Origin of the sequence: Rhodococcus sp. B50, from assembly GCF_013602415.1 — a bacterium.
GTDB lineage: Bacteria > Actinomycetota > Actinomycetes > Mycobacteriales > Mycobacteriaceae > Rhodococcus.
Genome location: NZ_WPAG02000002.1, coordinates 119,188 through 137,534 on the forward strand (window position 1 = coordinate 119,188; position 18,347 = coordinate 137,534).

General features: G+C 67.5%; 21 protein-coding genes and 1 riboswitch. Of the genes, 15 read left to right on the top strand and 6 right to left on the bottom strand.

The genetic code is table 11. From position 1 onward, the window contains the following. The first annotated feature begins 1 nt into the window (after position 1). Entirely contained in the window at positions 2-844 is an 843-nt protein-coding gene (locus GON09_RS00815) for a DUF4349 domain-containing protein (protein ID WP_213930180.1), read from the top strand. Then, positions 837-1,145 carry a rhodanese-like domain-containing protein gene (locus GON09_RS00820; protein ID WP_213930181.1) on the top strand — a complete coding sequence of 103 codons (309 nt, stop codon included), beginning with the start codon at positions 837-839 and terminating at the stop codon, positions 1,143-1,145. The genes GON09_RS00815 and GON09_RS00820 overlap by 8 nt, the downstream gene beginning before the upstream one ends. Here the strand turns inward: GON09_RS00820 and GON09_RS00825 are convergent. Then, the gene (locus GON09_RS00825; protein ID WP_213930182.1) at positions 1,142-1,606 is read right to left on the bottom strand and encodes a tRNA (cytidine(34)-2'-O)-methyltransferase; all 465 of its coding nucleotides are present in this window, start codon (positions 1,604-1,606) and stop codon (positions 1,142-1,144) included. The genes GON09_RS00820 and GON09_RS00825 overlap by 4 nt on opposite strands. Positions 1,607-1,730: 124 nt before the next feature. Here GON09_RS00825 and GON09_RS00830 point away from each other — a divergent pair, with 124 nt between their 5' ends. From GON09_RS00830 to GON09_RS00845, 4 genes are all read left to right on the top strand, one after another. Continuing rightward, on the top strand, positions 1,731-2,345 hold the full coding sequence (locus GON09_RS00830) for a maleylpyruvate isomerase N-terminal domain-containing protein (protein WP_213930183.1): 615 nt from the start codon (positions 1,731-1,733) through the stop codon (positions 2,343-2,345). Between the two features lie 260 nt (positions 2,346-2,605). Continuing rightward, positions 2,606-2,896, top strand: coding sequence for a WS/DGAT domain-containing protein (locus GON09_RS00835; protein ID WP_213930184.1), 291 nt, complete (start codon positions 2,606-2,608; stop codon positions 2,894-2,896). 90 nt (positions 2,897-2,986) lie between these two features. After that, positions 2,987-3,841: a bifunctional methylenetetrahydrofolate dehydrogenase/methenyltetrahydrofolate cyclohydrolase gene (locus GON09_RS00840; RefSeq protein ID WP_213930185.1), complete on the top strand. Its 855-nt coding sequence runs from the start codon at positions 2,987-2,989 to the stop codon at positions 3,839-3,841. Positions 3,842-3,865: 24 nt separating this feature from the next. Beyond that, on the top strand, positions 3,866-4,150 hold the full coding sequence (locus GON09_RS00845; RefSeq protein WP_213930186.1) for a DUF3017 domain-containing protein: 285 nt from the start codon (positions 3,866-3,868) through the stop codon (positions 4,148-4,150). Here the strand turns inward: GON09_RS00845 and metX are convergent. Continuing rightward, entirely contained in the window at positions 4,147-5,274 is a 1,128-nt protein-coding gene (gene metX / locus GON09_RS00850; RefSeq protein ID WP_213930187.1) for a homoserine O-acetyltransferase MetX, read from the bottom strand. The two genes, GON09_RS00845 and metX, sit on opposite strands and share 4 nt — an antisense overlap. 134 nt (positions 5,275-5,408) lie before the next feature. Beyond that, positions 5,409-5,520, bottom strand: a riboswitch (SAM riboswitch). 268 nt (positions 5,521-5,788) lie between these two features. On the opposite strand from metX, the gene GON09_RS00855 reads away from it, so the two are divergent. The 6 genes from GON09_RS00855 (at position 5,789) to GON09_RS00880 (ending at position 11,697) form a co-directional block, all read left to right on the top strand. Further along, positions 5,789-7,006, top strand: coding sequence for an NADP-dependent isocitrate dehydrogenase (locus GON09_RS00855; RefSeq protein WP_213930188.1), 1,218 nt, complete (start codon positions 5,789-5,791; stop codon positions 7,004-7,006). A 150-nt stretch (positions 7,007-7,156) separates the two neighbouring features. After that, entirely contained in the window at positions 7,157-8,371 is a 1,215-nt protein-coding gene (locus tag GON09_RS00860; protein ID WP_213930189.1) for a hypothetical protein, read from the top strand. Between the two features lie 61 nt (positions 8,372-8,432). Next, entirely contained in the window at positions 8,433-9,236 is an 804-nt protein-coding gene (locus tag GON09_RS00865; RefSeq protein WP_213930190.1) for an exodeoxyribonuclease III, read from the top strand. Between the two features lie 75 nt (positions 9,237-9,311). Beyond that, on the top strand, positions 9,312-10,352 hold the full coding sequence (trpS, locus tag GON09_RS00870) for a tryptophan--tRNA ligase (RefSeq protein ID WP_213930191.1): 1,041 nt from the start codon (positions 9,312-9,314) through the stop codon (positions 10,350-10,352). Between the two features lie 16 nt (positions 10,353-10,368). Then, positions 10,369-11,397 carry a YhjD/YihY/BrkB family envelope integrity protein gene (locus tag GON09_RS00875; RefSeq protein WP_213930192.1) on the top strand — a complete coding sequence of 343 codons (1,029 nt, stop codon included), beginning with the start codon at positions 10,369-10,371 and terminating at the stop codon, positions 11,395-11,397. Between the two features lie 114 nt (positions 11,398-11,511). Continuing rightward, positions 11,512-11,697 carry a LapA family protein gene (locus tag GON09_RS00880; protein ID WP_244865331.1) on the top strand — a complete coding sequence of 62 codons (186 nt, stop codon included), beginning with the start codon at positions 11,512-11,514 and terminating at the stop codon, positions 11,695-11,697. A 117-nt stretch (positions 11,698-11,814) separates the two neighbouring features. Here the strand turns inward: GON09_RS00880 and GON09_RS00885 are convergent, their stop codons facing one another. From GON09_RS00885 to sdhC, 4 genes are read right to left on the bottom strand one after another with little or no spacing between them, the layout of a single operon-like run. Next, positions 11,815-12,591 (bottom strand): succinate dehydrogenase iron-sulfur subunit, encoded by a 777-nt coding sequence (locus tag GON09_RS00885; RefSeq protein ID WP_064063861.1) that lies wholly within the window; start codon positions 12,589-12,591, stop codon positions 11,815-11,817. Continuing rightward, positions 12,591-14,342, bottom strand: coding sequence for a succinate dehydrogenase flavoprotein subunit (gene sdhA / locus GON09_RS00890; protein ID WP_213930193.1), 1,752 nt, complete (start codon positions 14,340-14,342; stop codon positions 12,591-12,593). The genes GON09_RS00885 and sdhA overlap by 1 nt, the downstream gene beginning before the upstream one ends. A 15-nt stretch (positions 14,343-14,357) precedes the next feature. After that, a complete protein-coding gene (locus GON09_RS00895) occupies positions 14,358-14,798 on the bottom strand; it encodes a succinate dehydrogenase hydrophobic membrane anchor subunit (RefSeq protein ID WP_213930194.1) in 441 nt (146 codons plus the stop codon). A 1-nt stretch (position 14,799) separates the two neighbouring features. Further along, entirely contained in the window at positions 14,800-15,207 is a 408-nt protein-coding gene (gene sdhC, locus GON09_RS00900) for a succinate dehydrogenase, cytochrome b556 subunit (protein ID WP_159417853.1), read from the bottom strand. Positions 15,208-15,460: 253 nt separating this feature from the next. On the opposite strand from sdhC, the gene GON09_RS00905 reads away from it, so the two are divergent. From GON09_RS00905 to GON09_RS00915, 3 genes are read left to right on the top strand one after another with little or no spacing between them, the layout of a single operon-like run. Beyond that, on the top strand, positions 15,461-15,880 hold the full coding sequence (locus GON09_RS00905) for a cytidine deaminase (RefSeq protein ID WP_213930195.1): 420 nt from the start codon (positions 15,461-15,463) through the stop codon (positions 15,878-15,880). Next, positions 15,873-17,156, top strand: a complete 1,284-nt coding sequence (locus GON09_RS00910) for a thymidine phosphorylase (protein WP_213930196.1) — start codon at positions 15,873-15,875, stop codon at positions 17,154-17,156. Before GON09_RS00905 ends, GON09_RS00910 begins: the two co-directional genes overlap by 8 nt. Positions 17,157-17,212: 56 nt before the next feature. After that, positions 17,213-18,298: an adenosine deaminase gene (locus GON09_RS00915; RefSeq protein WP_213930197.1), complete on the top strand. Its 1,086-nt coding sequence runs from the start codon at positions 17,213-17,215 to the stop codon at positions 18,296-18,298. The last annotated feature ends 49 nt before the right edge of the window (positions 18,299-18,347 follow it).

Genomic DNA, 18,347 nt, shown 5'->3' on the forward strand with positions numbered 1-18,347 from the left:
TGTGAAACGCCTGTCGGTGGTGGTGTTGGCTCTGTTCGCGCTGGTCGTCACAGGATGTGACGAGGGCGGGGGAGGCAGCGACTCGTCAGCCTCCGCGCCCGCGATTGTCGACGGCGGTCTTCGGGAGTCGCAACCCGTCGAAGAGTCCCATCGCAAGGAGGTCGTCACCGGCTACCTCGAAATGGAGACCGGCGATCCCGTGGCGACGGGCCGCCGGGTCGCGACGGTGGTCGAGGAGGCCGGTGGACGCGTCGACTCGCTCACCGAGCAACCCGAGGCGAGCAGCGTGCTGACCGTGCGGGTGCCCGCCGACCGGCTCGACGAGGTCGTCGACGAGATCCGCACGCTCGGTCGTGTCACGAGCCTGAGTACCACCCGCGACGACGTGACGATGCAGTACACCGACCTCGAGGCGCGGGTGGGTGCGCTGCGGGCCTCGGTGGACCGCCTGCGGGCGCTGCTCGAGTCGTCGGCGGACGTCGAGGCGCTGATCGCCGCCGAGACCGCGCTCGCCGAACGCCAGGCCGAACTCGACAGTCTCGAGGCACAGCGACGGCAGTTGGGCGACAGGATCGAACTGTCCACGCTCACCGTCGACATCACCACCGATCGCCTTCCCTCCGAGCAGGACAGCTTCGTGGACGGGCTCGTTGCGGGATGGAACAGCCTGTGGGCCGCACTGGGGGCCGCGGTGGTCGGTATCGGCGCCGCGATACCGTGGGTGGCGTTCCTGTTCGTGTGCGCTGCTGTCCTCTACTCGGTCATCCGGCTCATCACCCGACGGGGACGTTCGTCCGGAACCACCGGGACGCCCGATACCGAGAGGACCGACAGCGATGCGTGAGGTCGACCTGGCCGCACTCGAATCCGCACTCACCGACGGGGCGACCGTCATCGACGTGCGTGAACGCGACGAATACGCCCAGGTACGTGTGCCCGGCGTCACGAACATCCCGCTCAGCGAGTTCGTCGCGCGAGTCGACGAGATCCCCACCGAGGGCACCGTCTACGTCGTGTGCGCAGTGGGTGGGCGCAGCCTGCAGGCCGCGCAGTATCTCGCCGGTCGCGGTGTCGACGCCGTGTCCGTCGCGGGCGGTACCGACGGATGGGCCCGTTCGGGTCGTCCGGTGGAGAGCGGAGCCTAGACCGCGCCGGGGAAACCGTGCTGTCGCCACGCCTCGTAGCAGGCGACAGCGGCGGCGTTCGACAGATTCAGCGAACGACGCCCGGGCAGCATGGGGATGCGGACCTGCTCGGTGATGTGCGGGTCGGCCAGCACCTCGGGCGACAGCCCGGTCGGTTCGGGTCCGAACAACAGCACGTCGCCGGCCCGGTACTCGATCTCCGCGTAGCTCGACGTGCCGTGCGCGGTGAACGCGAAGACCCGCTCGGGAGCCAGCGCCGCCCACGCGGCGTCGAGACTGCTGTGCACGGTGACCGACGCGAGGTCGTGGTAGTCCAGGCCCGCGCGGCGCAGCTTCGGCTCGGATAGGTCGAAACCGAGGGGTTCCACCAGGTGCAGATCCGCGCCGGTCGCGGCGACCATCCGGATGGCATTGCCGGTGTTGGGGGGAATGCGCGGCTCGTGGAACATCACTCTGAACACAACGCAGGTTAACAAGACGGCAGTGTGTCGGTGTCGACCCGCGTGCGCACACCGGCGGTGTAGCCGCGGGACGCGTGCTTTCATTCTCGTGTCGGATTCGATTCGGTCGGCCGCGGGAGATGTCATGGAGTCACCGGTAGCGACGTACGTCTCGGCGGTACGCAGCTTCTCGGAGTTGGTCCGTGCCGTGCCGGAGAACCGCTGGGACGGTCCGGGCCTGGGCGAGTGGGACCTCCGATCGTTGATCGGCCACACCTCACGCTCGTTGACGACCGTCGCGACCTATCTCGACAGTCCAGCCGACACCGAGGACCTCGCGAGCGCGGAGCAGTACTACGTCCACGTCAAGGAATTGAGCGCCGTCCTCGGCGCGGGCGACATCGTCGAACGCGGACGGCGTGCCGGTGCCGACCTCGGCGACCACCCGGTCGCGTCGATCGATGTCCTGTCGACCGCGGTGATCGAGCGGCTCGGTGCCGGTGAGGACCGGCTCATCCGGGTGATCGGAGGCATGGGAATCCGGCTGCATTCCTATCTGCCGACGCGGACCTTCGAACTGGTCGTCCACGGCCTCGACATCGCAGCGGCCACGGACGTCCCCTTCACGCCTCCGGCAGACGCCCTCGAAGAGGCGACCCTGCTGGCCGCAAGGATCGCGCTGGCACTCGGCGATGGCAAGACCGTGCTGCGGGCATTGACCGGTCGGACGGCGCTGCCGAGCGGCTATTCCGTCGTGTGAGCGGGAGAGGTTCGGCGCGGCCGGGTCCGGAACATCGAATCCTCCAGCTGTGCAAGGACGGACGTCGAGGAGAAGACCCGACGGGAACCTTCGATTTCGTGGAGGACACGGACCCCGAAGCTCCGCAGTCGACCATGATGAGTGTCTATGTGTTCGATGCCCGAGCGGGCCAGGCCCCCATTCGCACCCGTGAGGACGCCGTCATCTGGATCTGAGAGCGCCTGCACCGCACACCGGCACTCACCCGACGCCTGCACCGCGTGCCGGCGAACCTCGACTTCCCCTACTGGGTGGAGACGGACGTCGATCCGGACCACCAACTGGCCGACACCGTCGTGACGAATGTCCCCCACGGCCCGGTCGAGGGACTCCGCTTCGGTGACAGTCCGGCCGTCGAGGCGATCGGTACTCCGATGCTCAACCGGAATTTCGGTCTCGTCCACTCCGCGACGTCGCTCGGTGAGGTCCTCACCTTGTCTTTTCTGGCATCGGAATCCTTGCATGCCCGACCGGGACGAGTACGAGCGGCATCTCACCGAGGCCTTCGCTGAACTGTCCCGGCACTGCCTGCCTCCACGCGGACGGACAGTCGCCGGTACCGGCGCTTCGACGTCGGGCGGGCGCCTGGAAGAATGAGCGACGTGACTGCGACGATCCTGGACGGCAAAGCAACCCGCGACGAAATCTTCGAGGACCTGAAGGTCCGCGTGGAAGCGCTGAAGGACAAGGGCGTCACGCCCGGCCTCGGCACGATTCTCGTCGGCGACGATCCGGGATCCGCGGCCTACGTGCGCGGCAAGCACAACGACTGCGCGAAGGTCGGCATCACGTCGATCCGCAAGGATCTGCCTGCCGACATCACCCAGGAGCAGCTGTTCGAGGCGATCGACGAGCTCAACGCCGATCCCGCCTGCACCGGTTACATCGTCCAGCTCCCGCTGCCGAAGCATCTCGACGAGAACGCGGCGCTCGAGCGTATGGATCCGGGCAAGGACGCCGACGGTCTGCACCCGGTCAACCTCGGCCGTCTGGTCCTCGGCAAGGAGGCCCCGCTGCCGTGCACGCCGCGCGGCATCATCCACCTGCTGCGCCGCTACGACGTGGAGATCGCCGGTGCGCACGTGGTGGTGGTCGGCCGTGGAGTCACCGTCGGTCGCCCGATCGGGCTGCTCCTGACCCGTCGCTCGGAGAACGCGACGGTCACTCTCTGCCACACCGGTACCCGCGATCTCGCCGCCGAGGTGCGTCGCGCCGACATCATCGTCGCGGCCGCGGGTGTGCCCGGCCTCGTGACGGCCGACATGGTCAAGCCCGGCGCTGCGGTGCTGGACGTGGGTGTCTCCCGCACCGAGGACGGACTGCGCGGCGACGTCGCCGCGGACATGCGTGAGGTCGCGGGCTTCGTGTCTCCGAACCCCGGCGGTGTCGGCCCGCTCACCCGTGCATTCCTTCTGAGTAACGTCGTGGAGCGGGCCGAGCAGCTCGCCGCCCGGTAACGGGTCGACACCCCGGGAGACGAGATGGCTCAGGCTCTGCGATTCACGCGTCTGAACCTGCCGCTGCTCGCGGTCACCCTGGTGATCGCGGCAGCGGTGATCCTGGTGATCGCCGACCGATGGCGACGCGGAGCGTTCGTCTTCGGCGGCGCGACGATCCTCGCCGGCCTGTTCCGCTGGGTTCTCGACGAGGACAAGGTCGGTGTCCTCGCGGTACGCAGCAAGGGATTCGATGTCGCGTCGATGATGGTTGTCGGCGGCATCGTGGTGGCGCTCGCCGCGTCGATCGACCCGCTGGGGACCGACTAACCCTCGGCGAGTTTCATCAGCTCGGCGAGGAGCTTGGCGACCTCGTCGGCCTCGGTGAGGAAGCCGTCGTGTCCGTCGCGCGAGACGAGTACACGCAGCTCGTCCGATCCCGGGAGGAGATCGGCGATCTCCTGCTGCAGGCGCAGCGGATACAGCCGGTCGGAATCGACGCCGGCGACGATCGTCGGCACCGGGGTGGACCCGAGTGCGGCTTCGACACCGCCGCGTCCGCGCCCGACGTCGTGCCGGTTCATCACGTCGGACAACAACACGTAGGTACCGGGATCGAAGCGCGCGACGAGTTTGCGCGCCTGGTGCTCGAGATAGCTCTGCACGGCGTACCGGCCGCCCCGCCACGGATCCTCACCGTCCTGGGGGAGATTCCCGAAGCGTGTGTCGAGCTCGAGTTCGGTCCGGTAGGTGAGGTGCGCGATGGTCCGGGCGATGGCAAGTCCGGCTTCGGGGCGCCGCCCCGTGCCGTAGTAGTCGCCGCCCTGCCAGTCGGGGTCGGCCGTGATGGCCGTCATCTGCGCGCTCTGGGTGCCGATCTGGTCGGCAGTGGCGCGGGCGCCGGTAGCGAGGACGAGCGACGCCCGTACGCGCTCGGGATGGGTGATGATCCATTCGAGGGTGCGCATGCCGCCCATCGAGCCCCCGGTCACGGCCGCGAGAACGTCGATGCCGAGCTTGTCGAGCAGGGTCACTTCGGCGGCCACCTGATCGCGCACGGTGATCAGAGGGAAGCGGGAACCCCACGCCTTGCCGTCGGGTGCGGCGCTGCCGGGACCGGTGGTTCCGCGGCAACCGCCGAGGATGTTGGTCGAGACGACACACCAGCGATCGGTGTCGATGGGGGCACCGGGGCCGACCATGCCCGACCACCACCCGGGGGACGGATGATCCGGGCCGGCGGGGCCGGTGACGTGCGAGTCGCCGGTGAGGGCGTGTTCGACGAGCACAACGTTGTCGCGGGCGGGGGACAGCTCACCCCACCTCTGCATAGCGATCGTGACGTTCGGCAGTGTCTCACCGCTCTCGAGGGCGAGATCTCCGATGTCGATGGTTTCGAGGCGTCCGTCCGCCGGGGGCAGTTCGACGCGACGACGCTCGGTGCCCGCCGTCAAGAGGTGACCGCCTCGACGCTCGGGGAGGGGTGGCAGCGCCGGCTGCGGATGTCGGTCATCGTGTCCTTCCGGCGGTGGTGGGAGGTTCGATCGTGGTTTGCGTGCGACAGCACATCATCATGTCAATCCTCCCGGCAGCAGGCTTGTCGGCGGGGTCCCGCCGACCGTGTCCTCACCCGGAGCACCCCACCCCGGTCGGAGGGTTGCCGGCCAGCAAGCCGGGGCTTGACGCTGGCACTCATGACTATCCCGGCAGTCTAGCGACTCTCCGGCGCAGGGTCTTATGCACCCTCTGAACAGCCCTGACCAGCATGAAAGTTACCGGTCGGTAAGGCTGGAGGGTAAGACGAGGCGCTTTGCGGACGCCGCGAATAGCAGTACGCTTGTCATGTTTGGCCGGGGTCCAGGACGTGGACACGGCCATGCTCGCGCATAGCGAGCCGACGGCGATCGCACCCACAAAGTGCGGTCGATTGGGGACCACAGAAACGTCCTAGGAGGACACGAAGCGCATATGTCCAAGATCAAGGTTGAGGGTAAGGTCGTCGAGCTCGACGGCGACGAGATGACCCGCATCATCTGGCAGTTCATCAAAGACAAGCTGATCCACCCGTACCTGGACGTGGATCTCGAGTACTACGACCTCGGCGTGGAACACCGCGACGCCACCGATGATCAGGTGACGATCGACGCGGCGAACGCCATCAAGAAGCACAACGTCGGTGTCAAGTGCGCCACCATCACTCCCGACGAAGCGCGCGTCGAAGAGTTCGGTCTGAAGAAGATGTGGCGGTCGCCCAACGGCACCATCCGTAACATCCTCGGCGGCACCATCTTCCGTGCGCCCATCATCATCTCGAACGTGCCGCGTCTGGTTCCGGGCTGGACCAAGCCGGTCATCGTCGGCCGCCACGCGTTCGGTGACCAGTACCGCGCCACCGACTTCAAGGTCGACCGCCCGGGTACCGTCACCATCACCTTCACGCCGGAGGACGGCAGCGAGCCGATCCAGCACGAGGTCTGCCAGATCCCCGAGGACGGCGGCGTCGTCATGGGTATGTACAACTACAAGAAGTCCATCCAGGACTTCGCGCGCGCCTCGCTCTCGTACGGCCTGCAGCGCAACTACCCGGTCTACCTGTCGACCAAGAACACGATCCTGAAGGCCTACGACGGCATGTTCAAGGACGAGTTCCAGCGGATCTACGAGGAAGAGTTCAAGGCGGAGTTCGACGCCGCCGGACTCACCTACGAGCACCGCCTCATCGACGACATGGTCGCGTCGTCCCTCAAGTGGGAGGGCGGCTACGTCTGGGCCTGCAAGAACTACGACGGCGACGTCCAGTCCGACACCGTCGCCCAGGGCTACGGTTCGCTGGGCCTGATGACCTCCGTCCTGATGACCCCGGACGGCAAGACCGTCGAGGCGGAGGCCGCACACGGCACCGTCACGCGGCACTACCGCCAGCACCAGCAGGGCAAGCCGACGTCGACCAACCCGATCGCATCGATCTTCGCCTGGACCCGTGGCCTCGAGCATCGCGGCAAGCTGGACAACACCCCCGAGGTGATCGAGTTCGCGCAGCAGCTCGAGGACGTCGTCATCAAGACCGTCGAGAGCGGACAGATGACCAAGGACCTCGCTCTGCTGGTCGGCCCGGAGCAGTCCTGGCTGACCACCGAGGAGTTCCTCGGCGCACTCGACGAGAACCTGCAGAAGGCTCGCGCCTGACCTTCCGCTCTCTTCTCGACAGCACGAACACGGGACGCCCGCACCGGGCGTCCCGTGTTCGTGTTTCCCGAGCGTTCCGGGCACGCGCTACCGTTCCGTGTACCACTGTCAGTCGCATCACCGTCGTAGGGCCCGGGAGGAGGTACGGCCGTGACCACCACTGCCACCGATTCCGAAGGTCGCGGCGGGGCGCATGCCCGCCGGCGGTTCTGGACCCGGGTATGGACGCTGATGTTCGGCTCGGCGCTGGCCTATCTGCCGGTCGCCCTCGCCCCGAACATGATCCACGCGATCGCCCGCCGCACCGACGAAATCGCCTACGACCGGTCCACGCCGGTGCGTAGCGGCGTGCTCACCACCCTCACGATGGGTGAGGCCGCCGCCGTTCTCGGGGTGCTCGCCGCCCTCGTCATCGCGCTCAATCTCATCGCCTGGTCGCTCGGGCCGGCCGTCACCTCCGACGGTGCGCCCCGCGCGACCGAGGCCCTGCGCCTCGAACACCTGGAACTGTGCGGGTCGGTATTCGGGGTGGGGGCGACGATGGCTTTCGTCGCAGCGCTGCTCGACGGCCTCCCGCATTCCGTCGATCTGGCGGCGCTGCTGCTGTTCCCCGCGGTGTTCGTGATCGTGGTGCTCAGCCAGGATCTGTTCCTCGCGACCCAGCGCGGTGTCGGTGCCCGTCGCCTGCTGCGCCGGGAGGCCTCGCTGCTGCGCCGACGCGAACTGCTCGCCACGGCGGCGAGACTCCGGCCGCGCGACTCGCGGGCATCCGCCCACCCCTTCGCGGCGCTCGCCGTCGAACTCGTCCTTCTGGCAGTCGTCACGGTGGCGACGGGATTGCTCATGATCATGGTGTTCGACGAGGAGCGGGGCGGCGGACCCGCGCTGGATTCCTCGGACGTCACCTTCGTGGTGGTGACCTCGGCGATCACGATGTTCACCGCGGTCGTGCTCGTGCTGTGGACGGTCCGCTGCTGGTTGCTCCGCCGGTACGTCGGTGCGGTCCTGGCCGCGGCCCTGGGCGGCACCCTCTACGTCGTGGTCGGCGCGGGAATCGTCTGGGCCGCGCTCGACGAGGTCGCCGTCGCCGAAGCGATCGCGTCCGCCGCCGTCCTGTACGCCTGGATCCTCCTGCCGGCGGCCGTCCTCCTCGCCGGCACGATCGGGATCGGCGGGCGGGGTCGATTTCCCGGTGTCACCGCCACGTTGCGTGCCGCGCTGCTGCGCGAGCGTTATCGGCTGCGGCGCGCCGACAGCGACGGTGGCCGGAGAGCCGGTCGCCCCGAGGGGTCCGTCCCACCGCTCCGTCATCTGATGGTGCGGGCGCGCACCGTCTCCCACTCCGGTCCGGCGAACCGGAGGTGACGACGGCGGGGACTTCCCACGGTGGCGCAGCCGCGTCGCCGATGTCCGCTACGGTGACCCGGTGCCTCTCGTCATCACCACCGTGAACGTCAACGGCGTGCGCGCCGCCGCAGCCAAGGGTCTCGTCGACTGGCTCGCCTCGTCGGCCGCCGACATCGTGTGCCTGCAGGAGGTGCGCGCCACCGAGAAGCAGTTCCACGCCGCCATCGCCCCGGCACTCGAGGCCGGCTGGCACTGCGTCGGCGCGGAGTCCTCGGCCAAGGGTCGCGCCGGGGTTGCGATCCTCTCGCGCGTACCGGCGGATGCCGTGCGGGTCGGCTTCGACGTCGACGAGTTCGCGTCGGCCGGTCGCTACATCGAAGCCGACTTCGGCGACGTGACGGTCGGAAGCCTCTACCTGCCGACCGGGGAAGCGCAGACCCCGAAGCAGGACGAGAAGGAACACTTCATGAAGAGCTTCGCGACCTACCTCGCCGAGCGGTACGCCGCGGCGACGGCCGCGGGCCGCGACATGGTGGTGTGCGGCGACTGGAACATCGCCCCCAGCGAACGGGACATCAAGAACTGGAAGGGCAACGTCAAGAAGTCCGGCTTCCTGCCCGAGGAACGCGCCTGGGTCGGCGACCTCCTCGAGGCGGGTTGGCACGACGTGGTGCGCACACTCCACGGCGACGTCGCAGGTCCCTATTCGTGGTGGTCGTACCGCGGCAAGGCATTCGACACCGACGCCGGCTGGCGCATCGACTACCACCTCGTGACCCCGGCTCTGGCGGCCCGCGCGACCGAGGCCCGCGTCGAACGTGCAGCGAGCTACGACCAGCGCTGGTCCGACCACGCGCCGGTGACGGTGGCCTTCGATCGCTGATCGCTTCTGCGGCATGCCGCAGAAGTGCCCACCTCGGTCGCAGCGCGGCGCGGCCTGCGTGAAATCATCGACGGCATGTCGAGCACTGCAGAACAGAACGCCACGAAGCCGAAGGCCCGCCCCCGTGTGCTGTCCGGCATCCAGCCCACCTCGGATTCGTTCCATCTCGGGAATTTCCTCGGGGCGCTGGCACAGTGGGTTCCGGCGCAGGACGAGAACGACGCCTTCTATTTCATCCCCGACCTGCACGCGATCACCGTTCCGCACGAGCCGAAGCTGCTGCGCAAGCGCGTGCTCGTCTCGGTGGCGCAGTTGCTCGCCATCGGTATCGATCCGGAGAAGTCCGTCCTGTTCGTGCAGAGCCAGGTGCCCGAGCACGCCGAGCTCGCCTGGGTCCTGAGCTGCATCACCGGTTTCGGTGAGGCCAGCCGGATGACCCAGTTCAAGGACAAGTCGGCCAAGCAGGGCACCGAGCACGCCGGAGTCGGCCTGTTCACCTATCCGATCCTCATGGCCGCCGACATCCTGCTCTACCGCGCCAGCCACGTGCCGGTGGGGGAGGACCAGCGTCAGCACCTCGAACTCACGCGAGATCTTGCGCAGCGCTTCAACTCCCGCTTCGGTAAGACTTTCGTCGTCCCCGAACCGATGATCGTGAAGGAGACCGCGAAGATCTACGACCTGCAGGATCCGACGTCGAAGATGAGCAAGTCCGCGGCGACCGACGCGGGCCTGATCAACCTGCTCGACGATCCGAAGGTCTCGGCGAAGAAGATTCGCTCGGCGGTCACCGACAACGAGCGCGAGATCCGCTTCGACCGCGAGAACAAGCCCGGCGTGTCGAACCTGCTCACCATCCAGTCGGCGCTGTCCGGCCGCAGCGTCGACGAACTCGTCGCCGGTTACGAGGGCAAGGGCTACGGCGATCTCAAGGCCGACACCGCCGAGGTGCTCACCGAGTTCGTCACCCCGATCCGCGCGAAGGTCGACGAATACCTCACCGATCCCGCCGAGCTGAACCGTATCCTCGCGGGCGGCGCGGACCGTGCCCGTGAGGTCGCGTCCCGCACCTTGGCTCAGGTCTATGACAAGGTGGGTTTTCTGCCGCGGACATAGACGAAGGAGCACCCGGATGGCCGGCGAACCCGACGAGAAGCCGGGATTTCTCGATCGTCAGCGGGCGGCACATCCGGTGCTCGACCGCATCCTCCGGGCCGGTGTGCGGTACCAGGACAACAAGGGCGACTACTACGCGGCCGGTCTGACCTACTTCACGGTGCTGGCCGTCGTCCCCATCATCATGCTCGTGTTCTCGGTGGCCGGCTTCGTACTCGCCGGACGACCCGAACTGCTCGATCAGATCCAGCAGGTCATCTCCGAGAACATTCCCGGTCAGCTCGGCGGCACCGTACAGAGCCTGATCGACTCGGCGATCGAATCCCGTGGCGCGGTCGGTCTCATCGGCCTGCTCACCGCGTCGTATGCGGGCCTGGGCTGGATCACGAATCTGCGCGAGGCCCTCACGGCCATGTGGGAACATCCGCGCGACAAGGGCAACTTCTTCGTGGTCAAGCTGCGCGACGGCGGGGCTCTCGTGAGTCTCGGACTCGCGATGGCTGTGTCGTTGGCGCTGTCGGCGCTCAGTAGCGGTCCGGTCGCGCACCGGCTCGTGGAGCTGTTCAACATGGAGAACCTCATCGGCATCGGTGTGGGACTGCGGGTGTTGGCGCTGGTCATGGCCACCGCCGCCTCGAGCCTCGTGTTCACCTGGGTGATCGCGCGCCTGCCCCGGGAACCCGTTCCGTTCCGAAGTGCGCTCGTTGCGGGTGTGATCGCCGGGATCGGTTTCGAACTGCTCAAGCAGACCGGTTCGCTCTACCTCGAACGCGTGCTCAACGGGCCGGCGGGCGTCGCCTTCGGTCCCATCCTCGGCATCCTCGTGTTCGGGAACCTCACAGCGCGTCTGGTGCTCATCTGCACCGCGTTCGCAGCGACGTCACGGGCGAGCCTGGCGCTCGCTCACCATCCCGCGCCCACAGGAGCGGTCATCACGCCCCGTCTCGAAGTACACGAGGGCCTCGACGCGCGCCGCGGCGCCGCTCTCCTGGGTGCGGGTCTGCTCGGTGGTCTCCTGGCCGGACGGCGACTCCGGCGGAAGTGAGCGAACTTCCGGGGTGAAAACCCCGATTCGGGGTGTCGCTCGTCCCGTGGGCGGACGACGATGGAAAGCGTGGGAAAACAGACGCAATCCGCCACGCCCCGACGCTCGTTCCGGATGACTCCGCGCAGAGTGTTCGCGGCCGTTCTGGTGCTGCTCGCCGCGCTGTTCGTCCTCCAGAACCGGAACAGTACGAGCATCGATCTCTTCTGGATCTCGCTCCAGGCGCCGCTGTGGCTGGTGCTCGTCGTCATCTTCGCGGTCGGGTGGCTGGCCGGCTTCCTGTTCGAGCGCGGCCGCTGACCGGCGTAGGTATCACCGTTCCCTCGAAGGGCGCGGCTCCGCCGGGTCCTCGGGGAGTGAGCACAGACGAGAGCAGGCCCGTCCCCGAAGGGGCGGGCCTGCTCACGTGCGAGGTGATCAGCGAGCGAACATGAGCGCGCGCTTGACCTCCTGGATCGCCTTCGTCACCTGGATGCCACGGGGGCACGCGTCGGTGCAGTTGAAGGTGGTGCGGCAGCGCCACACACCTTCCTTGTCGTTGAGGATGTCCAGACGCTCCGAAGCACCCTCGTCACGCGAATCGAAGATGAACCGGTGCGCGTTGACGATCGCGGCGGGGCCGAAGTAGCTGCCGTCGCTCCAGTACACCGGGCACGACGTGGTGCAGCACGCGCACAGGATGCACTTGGTGGTGTCGTCGAACCGGGCACGGTCGGCCTGCGACTGGATGCGCTCGCGAGTCGGCTCGTTTCCGGTGGTCATGAGGAACGGCTTCACGGCGCGGTACGCGTCGAAGAAGGGCTCCATGTCGACGACGAGGTCCTTCTCGACCGGCAGGCCACGGATCGGCTCGATCGTGATCGTGACGTCCTTGCCGTTCTTGTCCAGCAGATCCTTCATGAGGATCTTGCAGGCCAGACGGTTGACGCCGTTGACACGCATCGCGTCGGAGCCGCACACGCCGTGCGCGCAGCTGCGGCGGAAGGTGAGCGTGCCGTCGAGGTAACCCTTGACGTAGCCCAGCAGGTTGAGCAGACGGTCGGACGGCAGCGCCGGAACCTGGAACGAATCCCAGTGCTGGCCCTTGTCGTCCTCCGGGTTGAACCGAGCGATCTTGAGGGTGACCATCGTCGCGCCCTCGGGCACGGGCGGCAGGGTCGAAGCGCCTGCGTCGGTCTTCTCGATGGTAGTCATCAGTACTTACGCTCCATGGGCTCGTACCGGGTCTGGACCACCGGCTTGTAGTCCAGGCGAATGTCGGAGATCAGGTCCTCGCCCACCTTGTACGCCATGGTGTGCCGGAGGAAGTTCTCGTCGTCGCGCTTCGGGTAGTCCTCGCGGGCGTGGCCGCCGCGCGATTCCTTGCGGTTCAGGGCGCCGACGACCGTCACCTCGGCCATTTCGAGGAGGAAGCCGAGCTCCACGGCCTCGAGCAGGTCGCTGTTGTAGCGCTTGCCCTTGTCGTGGACGGTGATCTCCTTGTAGCGCTTCTTCAGCTCGTGGATGTCGTTGAGCGCCTGCGTCAACGTCTCCTCGGTGCGGAACACCGACGCGTTGTTGTCCATCGTCTGCTGCAGCTCGGTGCGGATGTCGGCGACCCGCTCCTTGCCACCCTGATGCAGGATCAGGTCGAGCCAGTCGTCGACGTACTTCGTCGGTTGCTCCGGCATCTCGACGTGCTTCGTGCTGTTGGCGTACTCCGCAGCGGCGATACCCGCGCGGCGACCGAAGACGTTGATGTCGAGCAGTGAGTTGGTGCCGAGACGGTTGGCGCCGTGGACGGACACGCACGCGCACTCGCCGGCCGCGTACAGGCCGGGCACGACGTTCTCGTTGTCGCGCAGGACCTCGCCGTCGACGTTGGTCGGGATACCGCCCATGACGTAGTGGCAGGTCGGGTACACGGGCACGAGCTCGGTGACGGGGTCGACGCCGAGATAGGTGCGCGAGAACTCGGTGATGTCGGGCAGCTTCTCCTCGAGGACGTCCTCGCCGAGGTGGGTCACGTCGATGTAGACGTAGTCCTTGTTCGGTCCGGCACCGCGACCCTCGAGCACCTCGAGCACCATCGACCGGGCGACGATGTCGCGCGGTGCGAGGTCCTTGATGGTGGGGGCGTAGCGCTCCATGAACCGCTCGCCGTCGGCGTTGCGGAGGATGCCGCCCTCACCACGCACGGCCTCCGAGATGAGGATGCCGAGCCCGGCCAGGCCCGTGGGATGGAACTGGTGGAACTCCATGTCCTCGAGCGGCAGGCCCTTGCGGAAGATGATGCCGAGGCCGTCACCGGTGAGGGTGTGGGCGTTCGAGGTCGTCTTGTACATACGGCCCGAGCCGCCCGTCGCGAAGACGATCGCCTTGGCGTGGAAGACGTGGATCTCGCCGGTCGCGAGCTCGTACGCGATGACACCCGTCGCGACGGGACCGTTCTCGGTCTCGGTGAGGGTGATGTCGAGCGCGTAGAACTCGTTGAAGAACTCGACGTCGTGCTTGACACAGTTCTGGTACAGCGTCTGGAGGATCATGTGACCGGTGCGGTCGGCGGCGTAGCACGCGCGACGGACCGGCGCCTTGCCGTGGTCGCGGGTGTGACCACCGAAGCGACGCTGGTCGATCTTGCCCTCGGGCGTCCGGTTGAACGGAAGACCCATCTTCTCGAGGTCGAGGACGGCGTCGATGGCCTCCTTGGCCATGATCTCCGCGGCGTCCTGGTCGACCAGGTAGTCGCCACCCTTGACGGTGTCGAAGGTGTGCCACTCCCAGTTGTCCTCTTCGACGTTCGCGAGGGCGGCACACATGCCACCCTGAGCGGCGCCGGTGTGGCTGCGGGTGGGGTAGAGCTTCGTGAGCACTGCGGTGCGCGCACGCGGGCCGGCTTCGATGGCCGCACGCATGCCGGCGCCGCCGGCGCCGACGATGACTACGTCGTAACGATGTTCCTGCATGAAGGTTCGGCTCCCCTAGCTCGCCGTGATGTTCGGGTCGAAGGTGAAGATCACGTAGGTGCCCAGGCCCATGATCAGGATCATCGACACGACGAGGATCGTGTTGAGCCAGAACCGGGTGGAGTCCTTACGTGCGTAGTCCGCGATGACGGTGCGCAGACCGTTACCGCCGTGCAGCTGCGCGAGCCACAACATCGACAGGTCCCAGACCTGCCAGAACGGGCTGGACCAGCGGCCCGCGACGAACGCGAAGTTGATGCGGTGCACGCCCTCGTCGAGCATCAGCATGATGAAGAGGTGACCGAGGACCAGGATGATCAGAGCGAGGCCGGACAGGCGCATGAACAACCAGGCGTAGAGCTCGAAGTTGTTCTTCGCGGCGCGACGCGGCGAGCGCGGGTTGTCCAGACCGGCGGGCCGGTCGTATTCCTTACCGAGGGTCTTCGCTTCGGTCATGTCAGTGCCCCGCAAATGTGTTGTAGAGGATGCGAACGGACGCGGGGATCATCACCACGAACCAGATCGCGAGGATCGTCCAGAGCATCACGCGCTGGTACTTCGGGCCCTTCGACCAGAAGTCCACGAGCATGACCCGCAGGCCGTTGAGTGCGTGGTACAGGACCATCGCAACCAGGCCGAGCTCCATGAGGCCGACGATCGGATTCTTGTACGTTTCGATCACCGCGTCGTAGGTCTCGGGGTTGACCCGGACGAGTGCGGTGTCGAGGACGTGGACGAAAAGGAAGAAGAATGTCGCCACGCCGGTGATCCGGTGCAATACCCAGGACCACATGCCGGGGTCTCCCCGGTAAAGCGACCGTGTGCGCCCCGCCTTTGCGGGGGCGGCTTCAGTCGTGCTGCTCATCGAGTGCTGTGCCTCCAACGTCAATGGTGGACGCGTCGAGCTGCTCCTACCTGTGGGGGATTCCGCAGTACGGGCCCGACGTGAACCTGAACCGACTTGGATCGACTCTAGACCCATCCCAAACTCGGGAACTAATCTCCTGCCCCATTCGTACAGGCCCCAAAAGCGAAGTTAGGTTTGCCTTTCCAATTGTGATCTGGCGCGGCAGGGGTCGTCTACCGTCGCCCACGCCACCGTGACAGGATGGTGAACCATGCCGGACATCGACTGGAAAATGTTGCGCGCCAAAGCACATGAGGTGATGGAGCGAGCCTACGCGCCCTACTCCGGATTCCCGGTGGGGGCTGCCGCCCTCACTGTCGACGGTCGAATGGTCCTCGGGTGCAATGTGGAAAATGTCTCACACGGACTGGGTCTGTGTGCCGAATGTGTACTGGTCGGTAACTTGTTCGCGCAGGGTGGAGGCCGCCTCCGGGCCGTCGCCGTGTGCGACTCCCGGGGCCATGTCCTGACCCCGTGCGGGCGGTGCCGGCAGGTGCTCCTCGAACACGGCGGCCCCGACCTCGAGGTGGACGCCCAGGACGGCCCCCGTCGCCTGTCCGACCTCCTCCCCGATGCGTTCGGTCCCGACGATCTCGCGGCCGTTCGGAAGAACGAGGACCGCCGTGCCTGACATCGTCACCGTCATCCGCCGCAAGCGCGACGGGCACGAGCTCTCCGGCACCGAGATCGATTGGGTCATCGAAGCGTTCACCCACGGCGTGGTCTCCGACGCTCAGATGTCCGCCCTGGCGATGGCCGTCTGGTTCCGTGGCATGAGCCGGGCGGAGACGGCGCGGTGGACCACCGCGATGATCGACTCCGGTCGCCGTCTCGATTTCTCCGCACTCGGCCTGCGCACCGTCGACAAGCACTCGACCGGGGGAGTGGGGGACAAGATCACCCTGCCGCTCGCGCCGCTCGTCGCGGCGTGCGGCGTCGCCGTCCCGCAGCTGTCCGGCCGCGGCCTCGGTCACACCGGCGGAACCCTCGACAAGCTCGAGGCGATCCCCGGGTGGAAGGCCGACCTGAGCACCGCGGAGATAGCCGAAATCCTCACCGACCCGGCCGTCGGCGCGGTCGTGTGCGCGGCGAGCGCCGACCTCGCCCCCGCCGACCGCAAGCTGTACGCGCTCCGCGACGTCACGGGAACCGTCGAGTCGATCCCGCTCATCGCCAGTTCGATCATGAGCAAGAAGATCGCCGAGGGCACCGGAGCGCTGGTCCTCGACGTGAAGGTCGGCAGCGGTGCCTTCATGAAGGAGCTCGGCGAGGCCCGCGAGCTGGCGCGCACCATGGTCGAGCTCGGTACCGACGAGGGGTTGCACACCACCGCCCTGCTCACCCGCATGGACAGCCCGCTCGGCCGGACCGCGGGTAACGCACTCGAGGTGCGGGAGGCCGTCGAGGTACTCGCAGGTGGCGGGCCCGACGACGTCGTCGAGCTGACCCTGGCCCTCGCCCGCGAGATGCTCGAGGCCGCCGGTGTCGACGACGTCGATCCCGCCGACCGGCTCCGTGACGGCACCGCGATGGACCGATGGAACGCGATGATCAACGCCCAGGGAGGCGACCCGGCGGCACCCTTGCCGGTCGCGACGCACACCGAGACCTTCCACGCAGACGCGGACGGGGTGCTTTCCGAACTCGACGCCTACGCGGTCGGTATCGCGGCCTGGCGCCTCGGAGCCGGCCGCGAACGGCAGGGGCAGGACGTGCAGCCCGGGGCAGGTGTCGAACTGCACGCGGTCCTGGGAGACCGCGTCCGTGCGGGACAGCCCGTCGCGACGCTGCACACCGACACTCCGGGACGTATTCCCGACGCCCTCGCCGCCCTCCGCAAGGGTGTCCGCATCTCCGACACTGCGCCCGCCCGGCAGCCGCTCGTGATCGAACGTATCCGGGCGTAGGGGCACGGCGGCCGGAGACCGAGCGGAACCGGCCGCCGCCGACTACCGTCCCGATCATGAACGGCCGGCTGACTCCCGAACTCGTCCGCACCGCACCCAAAGTGGTCCTTCACGACCACCTCGACGGCGGTCTCCGTCCGCGGACGGTCCTCGAACTCGCGGACGCGTGCGGTTGGTCGCTGCCGGCGCACACCGAGTCGGATCTCGCGCGGTGGTTCCGCGAGTCCGCCGACAGCGGCTCGCTCGAGCGCTATCTCGAGACGTTCGAGCACACCGTCGCCGTGATGCAGACGGCGCAAGGGCTCGAACGTGTCGCCCGGGAATGCGTCCTCGACCTCGCCGACGACGGCGTGGTGTACGCCGAGGTGCGGTTCGCACCCGAACAGCATCTCGAGAAAGGGCTGTCGCTCGACGAGGTCGTCGAGCACGTCCTCGAAGGCTTCCGGGCCGGGGAATCGGAGGTGGCGGCGAGCGGTCGGCGCATCCGGGTGCGCTGCCTGCTCACCGCGATGCGGCACGCGGCCCGGTCGTTGGAGATCGCCGAGCTCGCCGTGCGCTTCCGCGACCGCGGAGTGGCGGGCTTCGACATCGCCGGCGCCGAGGCGGGCAACCCGCCCAGCCGGCATCTCGACGCCTTCGAATACACCCGCGCGGCCAACGCCCACTTCACTATCCACGCCGGGGAGGCGTTCGGGCTCCCGTCCATCCACGAGGCCGTTGCCTTCTGCGGCACCGACCGGCTCGGCCACGGCGTGCGGATCGTCGACGACATCGACGTGCGCGACGACGGAACCGCAACCCTCGGCCGGCTCGCGAACTACATCCGCGACAAACGCATCCCGCTCGAACTGTGCCCGTCCTCGAACGTGCAGACCGGCGCGGTGCGTGCCCTGTCGGAGCATCCCTTCGACCTGCTGGCCCGCCTGCGCTTCCGTGTCACCGTCAACACCGACAACCGGTTGATGAGCGACACCACGATGACGCACGAGATGGTGCGGCTCGTCGACACCTTCGGCTACGGGTGGGTCGACCTCGAACGGTTCACGATCAACGCCATGAAGTCGGCCTTCCTCCCGTTCGACCAGCGGCTCGAGCTGATCGACGACGTCATCAAACCGGGATACGCCGTCCTCGTCGGGTAGGACGCCTGTCGCGTCGGTGCCGACCCGACGCGGGTCGCGTCAGTGCCGG

What these genes read in the sequence shown, in the direction of transcription:
- GON09_RS00830 (WP_213930183.1), top strand. Translation starts at nt 1,731, where the DNA reads ATGGAGTCACCGGTAGCGACGTACGTCTCGGCGGTACGCAGCTTCTCG.
- GON09_RS00915 (WP_213930197.1), top strand. Translation starts at nt 17,213, where the DNA reads ATGAACGGCCGGCTGACTCCCGAACTCGTCCGCACCGCACCCAAAGTG.
- GON09_RS00875 (WP_213930192.1), top strand. Translation starts at nt 10,369, where the DNA reads ATGGCCGGCGAACCCGACGAGAAGCCGGGATTTCTCGATCGTCAGCGG.
- GON09_RS00895 (WP_213930194.1), bottom strand. Translation starts at nt 14,798, where the DNA reads ATGACCGAAGCGAAGACCCTCGGTAAGGAATACGACCGGCCCGCCGGT.
- GON09_RS00820 (WP_213930181.1), top strand. Translation starts at nt 837, where the DNA reads ATGCGTGAGGTCGACCTGGCCGCACTCGAATCCGCACTCACCGACGGG.
- GON09_RS00880 (WP_244865331.1), top strand. Translation starts at nt 11,512, where the DNA reads ATGACTCCGCGCAGAGTGTTCGCGGCCGTTCTGGTGCTGCTCGCCGCG.
- sdhA (WP_213930193.1), bottom strand. Translation starts at nt 14,342, where the DNA reads ATGCAGGAACATCGTTACGACGTAGTCATCGTCGGCGCCGGCGGCGCC.
- trpS (WP_213930191.1), top strand. Translation starts at nt 9,312, where the DNA reads ATGTCGAGCACTGCAGAACAGAACGCCACGAAGCCGAAGGCCCGCCCC.
- GON09_RS00855 (WP_213930188.1), top strand. Translation starts at nt 5,789, where the DNA reads ATGTCCAAGATCAAGGTTGAGGGTAAGGTCGTCGAGCTCGACGGCGAC.
- GON09_RS00845 (WP_213930186.1), top strand. Translation starts at nt 3,866, where the DNA reads ATGGCTCAGGCTCTGCGATTCACGCGTCTGAACCTGCCGCTGCTCGCG.
- sdhC (WP_159417853.1), bottom strand. Translation starts at nt 15,207, where the DNA reads ATGAGCAGCACGACTGAAGCCGCCCCCGCAAAGGCGGGGCGCACACGG.
- GON09_RS00885 (WP_064063861.1), bottom strand. Translation starts at nt 12,591, where the DNA reads ATGACTACCATCGAGAAGACCGACGCAGGCGCTTCGACCCTGCCGCCC.
- GON09_RS00905 (WP_213930195.1), top strand. Translation starts at nt 15,461, where the DNA reads ATGCCGGACATCGACTGGAAAATGTTGCGCGCCAAAGCACATGAGGTG.